At 69.1% G+C, this 13,090-nt stretch carries 8 protein-coding genes, 4 tRNA genes and 1 pseudogene; 3 read left to right on the top strand and 10 right to left on the bottom strand.

Annotated elements, in window-relative coordinates:
• Positions 1 to 184: 184 nt before the first annotated feature.
• Positions 185 to 1,276 (bottom strand): Leu/Phe/Val dehydrogenase, encoded by a 1,092-nt coding sequence (locus tag ACSMXV_RS21020; protein WP_473172891.1) that lies wholly within the window; start codon positions 1,274 to 1,276, stop codon positions 185 to 187.
• A gap of 188 nt (positions 1,277 to 1,464) precedes the next feature.
• Here ACSMXV_RS21020 and ACSMXV_RS21015 point away from each other — a divergent pair, with 188 nt between their 5' ends.
• The gene (locus ACSMXV_RS21015; protein ID WP_473172890.1) at positions 1,465 to 2,307 is read left to right on the top strand and encodes a DUF8083 family protein; all 843 of its coding nucleotides are present in this window, start codon (positions 1,465 to 1,467) and stop codon (positions 2,305 to 2,307) included.
• Positions 2,308 to 2,915: 608 nt separating this feature from the next.
• A complete protein-coding gene (gene bldC / locus ACSMXV_RS21010; RefSeq protein WP_003949541.1) occupies positions 2,916 to 3,122 on the top strand; it encodes a developmental transcriptional regulator BldC in 207 nt (68 codons plus the stop codon).
• Positions 3,123 to 3,712: 590 nt separating this feature from the next.
• On the opposite strand, the gene ACSMXV_RS21005 is transcribed toward bldC, so the two are convergent.
• The 5 genes and pseudogenes from ACSMXV_RS21005 to ACSMXV_RS20985 form a co-directional block, all read right to left on the bottom strand.
• The gene (locus ACSMXV_RS21005) at positions 3,713 to 3,979 is read right to left on the bottom strand and encodes a DUF6274 family protein (RefSeq protein WP_473172889.1); all 267 of its coding nucleotides are present in this window, start codon (positions 3,977 to 3,979) and stop codon (positions 3,713 to 3,715) included.
• Between the two features lie 311 nt (positions 3,980 to 4,290).
• Positions 4,291 to 4,365, bottom strand: a tRNA-Asp gene (locus ACSMXV_RS21000).
• A 120-nt stretch (positions 4,366 to 4,485) separates the two neighbouring features.
• A pseudogene (hrpA, locus tag ACSMXV_RS20995) lies at positions 4,486 to 8,465 on the bottom strand (ATP-dependent RNA helicase HrpA).
• 312 nt (positions 8,466 to 8,777) lie between these two features.
• Positions 8,778 to 9,068: a hypothetical protein gene (locus tag ACSMXV_RS20990; protein ID WP_473172888.1), complete on the bottom strand. Its 291-nt coding sequence runs from the start codon at positions 9,066 to 9,068 to the stop codon at positions 8,778 to 8,780.
• Between the two features lie 139 nt (positions 9,069 to 9,207).
• Positions 9,208 to 9,759 carry a hypothetical protein gene (locus ACSMXV_RS20985; protein WP_473172887.1) on the bottom strand — a complete coding sequence of 184 codons (552 nt, stop codon included), beginning with the start codon at positions 9,757 to 9,759 and terminating at the stop codon, positions 9,208 to 9,210.
• A gap of 549 nt (positions 9,760 to 10,308) precedes the next feature.
• Between ACSMXV_RS20985 and ACSMXV_RS20980 the strand changes: the two genes are divergently transcribed.
• Positions 10,309 to 10,674, top strand: coding sequence for a hypothetical protein (locus tag ACSMXV_RS20980; protein ID WP_473172886.1), 366 nt, complete (start codon positions 10,309 to 10,311; stop codon positions 10,672 to 10,674).
• Positions 10,675 to 10,879: 205 nt separating this feature from the next.
• On the opposite strand, the gene ACSMXV_RS20975 is transcribed toward ACSMXV_RS20980, so the two are convergent.
• The 4 genes from ACSMXV_RS20975 to ACSMXV_RS20960 all read right to left on the bottom strand — a co-directional run bounded on the left by ACSMXV_RS20975 (position 10,880) and on the right by ACSMXV_RS20960 (position 13,043).
• A tRNA-Phe gene (locus tag ACSMXV_RS20975) sits at positions 10,880 to 10,953 on the bottom strand.
• Between the two features lie 24 nt (positions 10,954 to 10,977).
• Positions 10,978 to 11,052, bottom strand: a tRNA-Asp gene (locus ACSMXV_RS20970).
• 39 nt (positions 11,053 to 11,091) lie between these two features.
• Positions 11,092 to 11,164 (bottom strand) — tRNA-Glu (locus tag ACSMXV_RS20965).
• Between the two features lie 145 nt (positions 11,165 to 11,309).
• Entirely contained in the window at positions 11,310 to 13,043 is a 1,734-nt protein-coding gene (locus ACSMXV_RS20960) for a metallophosphoesterase family protein (RefSeq protein WP_473172885.1), read from the bottom strand.
• Positions 13,044 to 13,090: the final 47 nt, after the last annotated feature.

Here is a 13,090-nt window from a genome sequence, read left to right as displayed (position 1 = left end):
GAGCTCGGTTCACCTCCGGGGCTCCCCCAAGCTCTCGGCTTCTCCCTCAGTGCCTTTGAGGGCCTGGGAGGTAGCCCCAGAGCAGGGGGACCCCCCATGGTCTCTCGACACCGTCGCGCCCCTTCGGCTCACTCGCTGCGTGCAGTATCCAACCTCGGGCGTGCCGGGCCCGTGGCTTGGATCGTCAGCGTGCCGTGCGCGCCTCCGCCATCCGCTGCTCGGCGATCCGGTCGGCCGCGGCGGCCGGCGGAATACCGTCCGTCTTCGCACGTGCGAATATCGCCAGCGTGGTGTCGAAGATCTTGGCGGCCTTCGCCCGGCAGCGGTCGAAGTCGAAGCCGTGCAGTTCGTCGGCGACCTGGATGACGCCACCGGCGTTCACCACGTAGTCCGGCGCGTAGAGGATCCCGCGGTCGGCGAGGTCCTTCTCGACGCCCGGATGGGCGAGCTGGTTGTTGGCCGCACCGCACACGACGCGGGCCGTGAGGACCGGCACGCTCTCGTCGTTCAGCGCCCCGCCCAGCGCACACGGCGCGTAGATGTCGAGGCCCTCGGTCCTGATCAGCGCGTCCGTGTCTGCCACGGCCGTGACGCGTCCGCCAGGGTGCTTGTCGAGCACACGGCGTACGGACTCATCCCGGACGTCCGTGATCACGACCTCGGCGCCGTCCTCCAGCAGATGCTCCACGAGGTGGTGCCCCACCTTGCCGACGCCCGCGATGCCGATCTTCCGGCCGCGCAGCGTCGGATCGCCCCACAGGTGCTGGGCCGAGGCCCGCATGCCCTGGAACACGCCGTACGCCGTCAGCACCGACGAGTCGCCGGCGCCGCCCTTCTCGGGGGAGCGGCCGGTCGTCCAGGGGCACTCGCGCGCCACCACGTCCATGTCCTGGACGTAAGTGCCGACGTCACAGGCTGTGACGTACCGACCGCCGAGCGAGGCGACGAACCGGCCGTACGCCAGCAGCAGCTGCTCGGTCTTGATCTGCTCGGGGTCGCCGATGATCACCGCCTTGCCGCCGCCGTGGTCGAGCCCGGCCATGGCGTTCTTGTACGACATGCCGCGCGAGAGGTTCAGCGCGTCGGCGACGGCCTCCTCCTCGCTCGCGTACGGGTAGAAGCGGGTGCCGCCGAGCGCGGGGCCCAGGGCGGTCGAGTGGATGGCGATCACGGCCTTGAGGCCGCTGGCGCGGTCCTGGCAGAGCACGACCTGCTCATGGCCTCCCTGGTCCGTCCGGAACAGGGTGTGCAGGACGCCGTCGGTTACGTCGGTCACTGTGGTGACTCCTGGGTAAGTAGCGGCGGTTGGAGTGCCGGTCCCGTGTGGGTGGCGGGTCCGTGACATGAGCCTAGAGCGCGTGCGCGCCGGCCATGGGCGCAGTGCCGAGGATCACCCTCTCCTGGAGTATGGGCATGGGACGATTTGCAGTGTTTTCCCGCCTGCCCGCGGGGGAGGGAGCTGCTGTGCCCAAGGTGTCGTCGATGATCGTTCCGTACACGTGCTACCTGCGTGTCTACGAACCGCTCGCCGCCTTCCCCGAGCCGGAGCGCACCCACTGGGCACGCTATGCCCGGCGCCCCGAGCACCCCTCGTACCAGGACGAACTGCGCCGTTCGCTGGCCGATCTGCTGCCCACCCCGCCCGTCGCGGTGCCGGTGCACGAGAGTGACGACGCCTTCGTCGCGGACATCGACGGGGTGCTCTGCGTCTGTCCGTGGCGCACCCGGCTGCGCGCCTGGCAGGCGATGGGCGAGCTGGCCGGAGAGCTGCCCGCGCCGGTCCTCGACGCGGTGCTGCCGCCGGTGGTGCGCCGCCAGACGGTCGCGGACTACGAGCGGTGGCTGGAGCGCAATCCGGACGCCCGCCCCTGGATCCGTACCGCGAGGTGGCAGGTCCCCCTGAACTGGTTCGTGCTCGTCTCGGACGAGGAGCGCGAGTACGAGAAGGGCTCCGGTGAGGCACCCCCGGTGCTGCGCTACCGGACGCCGATGGTGCAGGCGCGCCGGCGTGTCGCGCGCGGCCTCAAGGCACTCAAGGACGCCATCGACGAGGGGCCGATGATCGACGGCCTGGTAGATGTTGGGCGATGGCTCGAAGAGTTCCATCCGCGCTCGCTCGTCGAGCTCGACTACGGCGGCCTGGTGCACGCCCTGCCGGAGGAGCACCTCGACGGGGATCACTCGGCGGCCGACGTGGCCGAGGGCATCGACGCGCTGCGGGGCGGCGACGGCGCCGCCGCCGGCGAGGCGTACGCGCGACTGGTCGAGCGCTGGCGGGCGGTTCGGGACCTGCAGTCGGCAAACTGACGCGGTGTCGGCCGCGGCGGTTGCGGCGGCGGGCGTGGGCGGCGACGGCGGTGTTCGGGCCGGACGGTGCGGACGGCGGCGACGTGCGGAGGGCGACGGTACGGGTCCCCGGAAGTGGTCTGGGTCACGGACGGGGTCTGACGAGTCGGTGGACAGACTGCGGACGTAGGTTTCGATCCGGGACTTTGGCCCCAAGCGTGACGGAGCACACTAACCGGTCCCTTGCGTCCATCGGTCCTCCTCGTGCCAAAATAGGACAAGGAGTCCGGGGAGGGCTCCTTACGTCCAACTATGCGCCAAATGCCGGGCATTGCATGTTTTGGGGGGACCTGGTGCCTCCTGATCGCCCTGTGACTGATCGTCACAGGGGTGTGACTGTCCGCTATGGCATGGTCCATCGGCTTCCGTCGCTGATGAACACCTGGGAGGGCAATTCCATCGGTTTGGCCGACGCGGCTGGACAGATGGTGTAGTTGTAGTGCCGAGGACAAGCCGTTCGTCCTATAACCGACTCGACTCGCGTCCGCTCATTTCGGGCAACGCGGGTCAAGGTGCAGAATTTAGAGGAAAGAACCGAGATGGATTCGGTTCTCCCGAGGAGGCCGCTCATGACCGCTCGCACCCCTGATGCCGAGCCGCTGCTGACCCCGGCTGAGGTCGCCACGATGTTCCGCGTCGACCCCAAGACGGTCACGCGCTGGGCCAAGGCTGGCAAGCTCACGTCGATTCGTACGCTCGGCGGGCACCGCCGCTACCGCGAGGCCGAGGTCCGCGCTCTGCTCGCGGGCATTCCGCAGCAGCGCAGCGAGGCCTGAAACAACCGAATAGCGGGCATTCTGGTCGGGTCCCCCAACCTGGCCGGGCGCCTGAGACACACAGCTCCATGCGACGCGGGACCTGCCCCAACGGGACCCACGCCCAAGTTCACCCCCAGGGTGCGTCGTTGATCGCGCTGGACTCCGCCGGGTCCAGCGCGATCTTTTTGTGCGCGTTGCGCCGGGGGGTGGTGTGGCTCGTGGCGTCGCCGCCTCGTCCGCGAGTCGTCTGTGGGTCAGCCGTTCGGTGGCCATGAGGGCGCTGCGGCCGACTCGGTGCGACGTGTGCACTCAGGGGCTCTGTGGGCGGCCTCTCCGCCCCCTGAGGTGCCCTGTCGGGGTGACTGTGAGAAGCCTTGGCGACGGCTCTCTGAGGGGCCGGGCGACCCTTCACCCTGTAGTGCAATTGCACATATTAAATTGAGCCGTTGTAGACGGGGTGTAAGTAAGGGTGTTCCCAAAACTCATTTGGTGACACCCGTCACACACGCCACCTCTTGCTGATGGTGTGTCACCTGAGCTATTGAATCCGCCGCTGGAGACATGCCTCCAGCCTCCCACTCCACGAGCGGCGCGTCGGCCGACGTTGGTCATGTCTTGGGGAGACTTTGGTCCTCATCGGACTCGGGCCGGCTCTCACCGCCGCCGCCGGGCTCCTCGGGCCGTAGTTCCGTCGTACCCGAGTCGGTCGCGCGGCTGCCCCCATCGCCCTCCGAGGGGCGTGCTGTGGGCTCCATCGCCAGCCGCAGGAGCTGATGGCAGACCGGGCAATGGCGCGTCAGATGGCGGTAGCTGGAGGCGGCCGACAGATGGGCGCGCAACAGAGCGCGCGTCTCGTGCCTGGCAGACACCGGCATGCGCCACCTCCTGTGGTCACGGCCCCTGTTGTCTGGGTACCGGCGGAATGTGACGCAGTCAAGACGCGGGCGGATAGACCGAGGGGCCGCAACAGGCGGGCAAGGGCCAAGGGGCCGCGACGGGCAGGCAAACCGAAGGGCCGCAACCGTCGGATTGCGGCCCTTCGTGATGCGGTCCTGACGGGATTTGCTGTGTCTGATTGCGGCTGCGCCGCGGGCGCGGCCTCCGCCTTGGCGGGGCGTTCGGCGGGGGGTGTGGGTGGCGGGAATGCCGAAAGGCCGCAACCATCGGGTTGCGGCCTTTCATACTGCGGTCCTGACGGGATTTGAACCCGCGGCCTCCACCTTGACAGGGTGGCGAGCACTCCAAACTGCTCCACAGGACCAGGTCTCGCAGTCACTTTCCTGCGCTGTGCTGCGAGAAGAGACTGTACAGCAGTGCACGGCCGACGGTCGAACTCACGCAGGGCGACGTGGCTGTCACACCCCTGGTGGCGGCATGGCCGCTACGGGACCGCCGCATCGATCGCCTTCACGATGCGCTTGTCCGACACCGGGTACGCGGTGCCCAGCGCATGCGCGAAGTAGCTCACCCGCAGCTCCTCGATCATCCAGCGGATGTCCAGGACCTCCTGCGGCACAGGCCGTCCCTGCGGCATCTGCTCCAGGAGCCAGGCGTACTCGTCCTGCATCTCCTGGACCTTCTCCATGCGCGTGGTGTCCCGCTGGACGTTCGTCGGCATCTGCTGGAGCCGGCGGTCCGTCGCGACCAGATAGCGCATCAGATCCGGCAGCCGGCGCAGTCCCGTCTCCGTCACGAAGCCGGGCCTGACGAGGGCGGAGAGCTGCTTCCGTACGTCCGTGACGTTGGCCAGCAGCGCCGGGCTGGTCGTGGACTTCAGGCGGCGCTCACAGGCCTGCCACGCCGCCAGCACCTGCTGCACCTGGCCGACCGTCCGCACCGTCGTGTCGACTATGTCGGCGCGCACCTTGTCGTAGAGCTTGCGGTACGACTCCTCGTCCCAGGCCGGACCGCCGAAGTCGGCGATCAGCTTGTCCGCGGCGGCCATGGCGCAGTCGTCGAAGAGCGCCTGGATCGAGCCGTGCGGGTTGGCGGACAGGGCGAGCTTCTGTGGGTTGGAGAGCTTCTCGGATGCGAACTTCGCAGGGTTCACAGGGATGTTGCGCAGGATGAGGCGACGGGTGCCCTTCCACATCGCCTGCTGCTGCTCGGCCTCGGTGTCGAAGAGGCGTACGGAGACCGTGTCGCCGTCGTCGACGAGCGCCGGATACGCCTTCACGGGCTGGCCCGCGCGGCGCGTCTCGAAGACGCGGGTGAGCGAGCCGATCGTCCAGTCCGTGAGGCCCGTCTGCTCGAGCGAGCTGCCGCCTGAGCGCTCCGCCGTGGCGGCCGCCGCCTGGGACAGGGCCTCGCGCGCCTTCGGCTTCAGCTGGAGCTTCAGCGCCTCCAGGTCCTTGTCCTCGGCGAGCTTGCGGCGCCGCTCGTCGGTGATCCGGAACGTTATGCGCAGATGGTCCGGGACCTTCGCCCAGTCGAAGTCGTCGGCCGTGACCGGGACGCCGACCATGCGCTTCAGCTCACGGGCGAGCGTGACAGGCAGCGGCTCCTGCAGGGGTTCGGCCCGCTCCAGGAACGCCTTCGCGTAGTTCGGCGCGGGCACGTAGTGGCGCCGGATCGGCTTGGGCAGGGAGCGGATCAGCTCCGTGACCACCTCTTCGCGCAGGCCGGGGATCTGCCAGTCGAAGCCCTCGGGGGTGACCTGGTTGAGCACGTGGAGCGGGATGTGGACGGTCACGCCGTCCGCGTCCGCGCCCGGCTCGAACTGGTACGTCACGTTGAACTTGAGCCGTCCCTGGCGCCAGCTGTCCGGATAGTCGTCCTTCGACACGTCACCGGCGCGCTCGTTGATGAGCATCGACCGCTCGAAGTCGAGCAGGTCCGGCTCCTCGTGACGCTTGCGCTTCCACCACGAGTCGAAGTGCGCGCCGGACACGACGTGTTCGGGCACCCGCTGGTCGTAGAAGTCGAACAGCGTCTCGTCGTCGACGAGGATGTCGCGGCGCCGCGCCCGGTGCTCCAGCTCCTCGACCTCGGTGAGCAGCTTGCGGTTGTCGGCGAAGAACTTGTGGTGCGTACGCCAGTCGCCCTCGACCAGGGCGTTGCGAATGAAAAGCTCGCGGGAGACCTCGGGGTCGATCCGCCCGTAGTTGACCTTCCGCTGGGCGATGATCGGCACGCCGTACAGCGTCACCTTCTCGTACGCCATCACCGCCGCCTGGTCCTTCTCCCAGTGCGGTTCGCTGTAGGTGCGTTTCAGCAGGTGCTGCGCCAGCGGCTCGACCCACTCGGGTTCGATCTTCGCGTTGACGCGGGCCCACAGGCGGGACGTCTCCACCAGCTCCGCGGACATGAGGAAGCGCGGCGGCTTCTTGAACAGCGCCGAACCCGGAAGACCGCGAACTTCGCACTCCGCGCGCCCAGGTACTCGTTCTTCGCGCCGTCCTTGATGTCCTTCATGCCGATGTGGGACAGCAGTCCCGCCAGCAGCGACACATGGACGGCCTGCTCGCTCGCGTCCTCCTCGTTCAGATGGATCCCCATCTGCTTGGCGACGGTCCGCAGCTGCGTATAGATGTCCTGCCATTCGCGGATGCGCAGGTAGTTGAGGTACTCCGTCTTGCACATCCGGCGGAAGGCGGACGAGCCGAGCGTCTTCTGCTGCTCCCGCAGATAGCGCCAGAGGTTCAGATATGTGAGGAAGTCGCTCGTCTCGTCCCTGAAGCGGGCATGCTGCTGGTCGGCCTGCGCCTGCTTGTCGACGGGGCGCTCGCGCGGGTCCTGGATGGACAGCGCGGCCGCGATCACCATGACCTCGCGTACGCAGCCGTTCTTGTCCGCCTCCAGGACCATTCGGGCCAGCCGGGGGTCGACCGGCAGTTGCGCGAGCTTGCGGCCGGTCTGGGTCAGGCGCTTGCGTACGTCCTTCTGGGCGGGGTCGAGCGCGCCCAGTTCCTCGAGGAGCTGAACGCCGTCGCGGATGTTGCGGTGGTCCGGCGGGTCGATGAACGGGAACTTCGCGATGTCGCCGAGGCCGGCCGCGGTCATCTGGAGGATGACGGAGGCGAGGTTCGTACGGAGGATCTCGGCGTCCGTGAACTCCGGGCGGGCGAGGAAGTCGTCCTCGGAGTACAGCCGGATGCAGATGCCGTCACTCGTACGGCCGCAGCGGCCTTTACGCTGGTTGGCGCTGGCCTGGCTGATCGCCTCGATGGGCAGGCGCTGCACCTTCGTGCGGTGGCTGTATCGCGAGATGCGGGCCGTGCCCGGGTCGATCACGTATTTGATGCCGGGGACGGTGAGGGACGTCTCGGCGACGTTCGTTGCCAGAACGATCCTGCGACCGGTGTGCGGCTGGAAGACGCGGTGCTGCTCGGCGTGCGAGAGGCGGGCGTAGAGCGGCAGGACCTCGGTGCTCTGCCCAATAGCGCCTCCGGCGCGGGCGTACTTCTTGTTCAGGGCGTCGGCCGTGTCGCGGATCTCCCGCTCGCCGGAGAGGAAGACCAGGATGTCGCCGCGGCCCTCGGCCATCAGCTCCTCGACCGCGTCCGTGATCGCCGTGATCTGGTCGCGGTCGGCGTCCTCCGAGTCCTCTTCGAGGAGCGGGCGGTAACGCACCTCGACCGGGTACGTACGCCCGGAGACCTCGACGATCGGGGCGTCCCCGAAGTGGCGCGAGAAGCGCTCGGGGTCGATGGTCGCCGAGGTGATGACGACCTTGAGGTCCGGGCGGCGGGGGAGCAGCTGGGCCAGATAGCCCAGCAGGAAGTCGATGTTGAGGGACCGCTCGTGGGCCTCGTCGATGATGATCGTGTCGTACGCGCGCAGCTCGCGGTCCGTCTGGATCTCCGCGAGCAGGATGCCGTCCGTCATCAGCTTGATGAACGTCGCGTCCTGATCCACCTGGTCGGTGAAGCGGACCTTCCAGCCGACCGCCTCGCCGAGCGGAGTCTTCAGCTCCTCGGCCACGCGCTCCGCGACCGTGCGGGCGGCGATGCGGCGCGGCTGCGTATGACCGATCATGCCGCGCACGCCGCGGCCCAGCTCCAGGCAGATCTTGGGGATCTGCGTGGTCTTGCCGGAGCCGGTCTCGCCCGCGACGATCACCACCTGGTGGTCGCGGATCGCCTCGAGGATCGCGTCCCGCTTCTGGCTGACCGGAAGGGACTCGGGGTAGGTGATCTCCGGCAGGCGCGCCGCCCGCCCGGCCAGCCGGTCGGCGGCCTTGTCGATCTCCCCTTCGATCTCGGCCAGCACCGCGGCCCGCGCCTCCGGCTTGCGGATGCGACGGGCCCCGTCGAGCCGGCGCCCGAGCCGCTGCGCGTCGCGCAGGGACAGCTCGGCCAGCCGGGAGCCGAGATCGGCGAAGGCGGCGGGAGCGGAGGCGGAGGCAGGGTGCGTAGACATACGGGGACCAGGATCGCATCCGGGGTGTGGGTGCGGCCAACCTATTCCGGGCGCGGCTCGGGGAAGTGGCGGCTTGGCGAGGCGGCGGCTCGGTGGGTTGGTCAGGCGGGGGCCAGGTGAGGGGGCCGACTGGGTGGCGGGCGGGGGCGGGGTGCGAGGGCGCGCCGACTGGGTGGCGGACGTCGGCTGGGCGGACGTCGGCTGGGCGGGCGGGCGCGGTGCCGGGATATGTGGAGAACGGATTGGTGGAGACGGGTTCGGAGCAGGCAGCCGGCGACTTTTGGGGCGGACGCGCGGGGCCGGTCCGGCCATTCATGAGGGGCTGCCGAATCCGACAGCGGGGCGCGCAGGGCCCTGGGCGGTCGGCCACGCCGAGCCGTCGGACGCGTGCGGCTCGGGCGGGTCGCCCCCGCTCGCCGGTCGTACGGGGCTCGTCGCCCGCCGGGTCGTAACGGCCAGAGCGAGGAGCAAGACGGCGGTCAGGGCGTAGTCGCGGCCCCGCCAGAAGGCGACGGGCAGTCCGAGCCCGGGGACGCGCAGCCGCCCGAGGGCGAGGACGTCCGACGGGAGTACGACGTCTCCCGGCCTCAGATGCGGGCGCATGGAGTCGCCGAGGACGACGGCGGCGTGCCAGCCGAGTACGAGCGCGGGCGCATGCCCAGATCAGCGGGCCTGCGGCCATGCTGAGCCCGATGCGCGCCGCGATCACCGTGAGCAGTCGCTCCCAGGCCCTGAGGGACATCTATGCGGTTTGGGCTTCCCACGTGAAGTTCACGTTGGGCGTCGAGCCGCCCTGGGTGGAGTCGGGGGCGGTGGCGCTGAAGGTCCAGGTGACGCGGTAGGTCTTGGTCTCGGGCGGGTTCCCGGTCAGCGCCCAGGGGCCGATGCCGTTGGCGTAGTTGGTGCGCGTGGTGGTGAGGTTCTCGAGGGTGTCGTCGTAGTCGACGGCGCCGGCGGGCGTGAAGCCGTCGCAGGAGTCGAACGAGCCGCCGGTGCCGTCCTCGACGGTGACGTTGATGTACGGGCTGATGTCGTTGGCCGGGGGGTTGGCCGTGGATGTGTAGAGCTTGATGTTCGTCGGGACCGTGGCCTGGGACGTGATGGCGATACATCTGGTCCCCGTGTCGCCCGGCGTGATGTTCGTGAGGTTGAACATGGGCTGACCGTCGCTGTCGTTGGTCAGATTGACCGAGCCCGCCGTCCAGGAGGTTCCGGAGTTGGTCGTGCGTCCCGAAAAAGCGGCATGGGAGGCATGCCAGACCAGACCGCCGCTGAGGACCAGGCCGAGCGGCACGGGCACCACATAGGCAACCAGCCGTAGCCGGGATCCCCGAATTCCAGTGACTCTTTTATTCGTCGCCATGCGGGAAGCAATAACCTGCTGATCAGCCCGGAAATCGGATGGTCTCGCCGCCCGGGTGAATTGCGTACGGCGTGTTCATCCCATTGGGCAGGGATGGGCCGCCATTCGCCGCACGGAGTCGCGGCGAATGGCGCACGCAGGCCCGGGCCCATTCCATCCGCTGCCCGTCCCGCTGGGGGGAAGCCCCCGGAAGCGTGGTGAGCAGTGCGAGTCCGGCGTCCGTCGAAAGCAGATGCGTCGTACGTCCGCCCTGCAGTCCAGAAGAGCCGTCGATATGAATTCAGGTACGTCGGAGCAGGTGCGGAAGAATCATCGCACGGAATGCATCGGCGCATTGGAGCACATCTCGAAGCCGCCCGCGCATTGTGCGGTCATTCGGGCTCCCGCTGTTCAGGGGAATCAATCGGAATGGGCTTCCGTTAAGCGATGTCGCCCATCAATCTTGAGGCGTCATATTCGCTGCGCCTCACAGGAGTGCATATGAGCGCACCTGCTTCTGTCCGCCGTCTGTTCCGCACGACGGCCCGTACGGCCGTCGCCGCTTTCGGTGCGGCGGTCCTGGCCACCACGGTCGCCTCGGCCCCCGCCTCGGCCCAGTCCGGTGCCTTCGTCTGGTACGACGAGGACGGCGAGTCCCACGTCATGGAGGACCCGATGGGCGCCTGTATCGAGCTGGTGCCGCCGGCGGACCCGAACTACCCGGTCGACAACGCCACCGACACGATCGTCCAGGTCTTCACCAACAACTGCTTCGCCACCCCGGTCGCCCAGCTCTCGCCCGGCGAGCGCGCCATGCTGAACACGGACGTACCGGCCTACCGCATCAAGGTCTGGTCGACAGACTGACCCGGCCGCCGGCCCGAGCGAAACGAAACGCCCCCGCCGAAGATCTTCGGCGGGGGCGTTTGCCCAGGTGGGCGCGGCCTCCACTGGCCAGGTGAGCTGTGGTCGTGGGGCCAGAGTGACCTGTGGGGCGGAGTGAAGCGGGCCCTGGAGCGAGGGCTCATGAAAAACGAGAAGGCCCCGTCCTGGGGACGGGGCCTTGCGGCGGTGGCTGGGGCCGGGGTCGAACCGGCGACCTTCCGCTTTTCAGGCGGACGCTCGTACCAACTGAGCTACCCAGCCACGCGATCCGCGAGGGGATCGCAGCGGTCCTGACGGGATTTGAACCCGCGGCCTCCACCTTGACAGGGTGGCGAGCACTCCAAACTGCTCCACAGGACCAAGCTGTTGTGTACGAACAGTGTCGCACACGGTGTTACGTGCCCCCAACGGGATTCGAACCCGTGCTACCGCCTTGAAAGGGCGGCGTCCTGGGCCACTAGACGATGAGGGCTAAGGGCCCGCCTGGGCGCTTCGCAGCGCGTCGGGGACGTGAGAAGCATATGGGATGCGGGGAGCTATCGCCAAAACGGTTTACGGCGGGGTGGTGCGGTGGTGCGTCGGGAGCGCGCAGTCGCTGGTCAGGGGCCGACGGGGGGTTACGGGCCGGAGCGGCCCGGCGACGGCGCGGACGGGGACGCCGAGGAGGTGCCGGGCGAGGGCGCCGGGGACGTGGCTTGTGAGGTCGTCGAGCGCGTGCCCGGTGAGGGCGCCGGGGGCGTGTCCGGTGAGGGCGCGGACGGCGTCGGTGTCGGCGAGGCTCCCGGCTGGTTCTCCTCCGGGAGGTGGCGGCTGACCTCGGCCGTCGTCAGGCCCAGGCCGCCCAGCCTGATCTCGTCCCAGGCCTGGAGGCGCTTGGTGTCGCGGTCCAGATAGAGGACCGACGCCTCCACCGGATCGGGGTTCTTGCCCTCGACCGCTCGCAGCCCGCTCCCGCCCGTCGACCCCTCGATCCTCAGCCGGGTGCCGAGCTTCAGGACCTCCATCTCCTGGTGGTGGATGTGGCCCGCGAGGACGAGCGGCACCTCGCCGTCCGTCTCCTGGGCCGCCACCGGGTTGTGGGCGATCGCGATGTCGACCGGCGTGCCGGCCGCCTGCTGGTCGCGCAGGGCCGAGGCGAGCCGGATGCCCGCCATGCGCTCGGCCGGATCGCCCTCGGCCTTGACCGAGCGGTCGGGCGTGTACTGCGGGTCGCCCGTCCCGGCGAACCGCAGGCCGCCGACGGAGACCGCCCTGCCCTCGTCCAGCACGTGGACGTTCTTCATGTCCTCCAGATAGCGCTGGGTGGTGAGCGAGTCGTGGTTGCCGCGCACCCAGACGTAGGGCGCGCCGAGGTCCTCGATCGGGTCCAGGAACGCGTTCTCGGCGGCCGTGCCGTGGTCCATGGTGTCGCCGGAGTCGACGATGACATCGATCTCGTACTGCTCGACGAGCGAGGAAATGATGTGCCAGCTCGCCGGATTGAGGTGGATGTCCGAGACGTGCAGCACCCGGATGGTGGAGGGGTCTGGTGCGTACGCGGGGAGCGTGGACGTCACGTCGTACAGCTTGGTCACGTTGGTCACCAGGCGCGCCAACTCCTTCTGGTAGACGTCGAATTCGGTGACGATGCTGCGTGCGTTGCCGACGGCGGACGGGGCGCTGGTGAGCAGGCCGGAGAACTTCGGCTCGAGGACCGAGTTCGGGTTCCAGGTGACGAAGGCCGTGCCGGCGGAGGCGGCGAGCAGCGTGAGGGCGAGGCCGCCGGCCGCGAGAGCGCGGCGGGGGCGGCGGTAGACGGCGAGCCCGAGGGCGGTGGCGCCAGAGACGACGGCGACGCAGGAGCGTACGGCCAGGTCGCGCGTGCCGTCCTCGACGTCGCGGGTCACCTCGTCCTGCAGGCCGGACAGCCGTTCCGGATGCCGGACCAGAGCCTCGGCGCGCACCGGGTCGAGTCGGTCGACGTCCACGTCCAGGCGAATGGGTGCGATGTGGGAGCGGAGCTCCAGGTCGCCGAGCGGGGAGATGTTGATCTTCGTGCCGCCGGTGAGGGACGGCCGCAGAGCCATCCGGGTGTCCACAGGCCCGACCGGGGCACGGACGCTGCCCACGATGAGCAGGCCCAGCCAGGCCCCGAGCAGCACGACCGCGACGAGGCCGAGCGCGCGGGCGTAGGGATGCGGGGGATGGACCAGTTCGCCGACGGGACCGGAGTGACGGGACCGGTAGTGGCGTAAGAAGGCCGCGGGGACGTGGCGTACGAGCGCGGCGGGCGCACTCCGTACGTACAGCGGCACGCGGCGCGGCACGATGTGCGGGACACGCTCCAGGATGCGGGCGAGGACGCGGACCATTGGTCCCGTATGCCCAAGTGCGCCGCACCGTATGCCCCTGCCGCGAA

This window comes from Streptomyces sp. DSM 42067 (assembly GCF_055792885.1).
The sequence above is the reverse complement of the archived record's forward strand: the minus strand, read 5'-3'. Positions and strand labels throughout refer to the sequence as shown.

Excerpts from the sequence above, each read along its gene's own strand:
- bldC (WP_003949541.1), top strand. The coding sequence starts at position 2,916 with ATGACCGCTCGCACCCCTGATGCCGAGCCGCTGCTGACCCCGGCTGAG.
- ACSMXV_RS21005 (WP_473172889.1), bottom strand. The coding sequence starts at position 3,979 with ATGCCGGTGTCTGCCAGGCACGAGACGCGCGCTCTGTTGCGCGCCCAT.
- ACSMXV_RS20990 (WP_473172888.1), bottom strand. The coding sequence starts at position 9,068 with ATGCGCCCGCATCTGAGGCCGGGAGACGTCGTACTCCCGTCGGACGTC.
- ACSMXV_RS20980 (WP_473172886.1), top strand. The coding sequence starts at position 10,309 with ATGAGCGCACCTGCTTCTGTCCGCCGTCTGTTCCGCACGACGGCCCGT.
- ACSMXV_RS20960 (WP_473172885.1), bottom strand. The coding sequence starts at position 13,043 with ATGGTCCGCGTCCTCGCCCGCATCCTGGAGCGTGTCCCGCACATCGTG.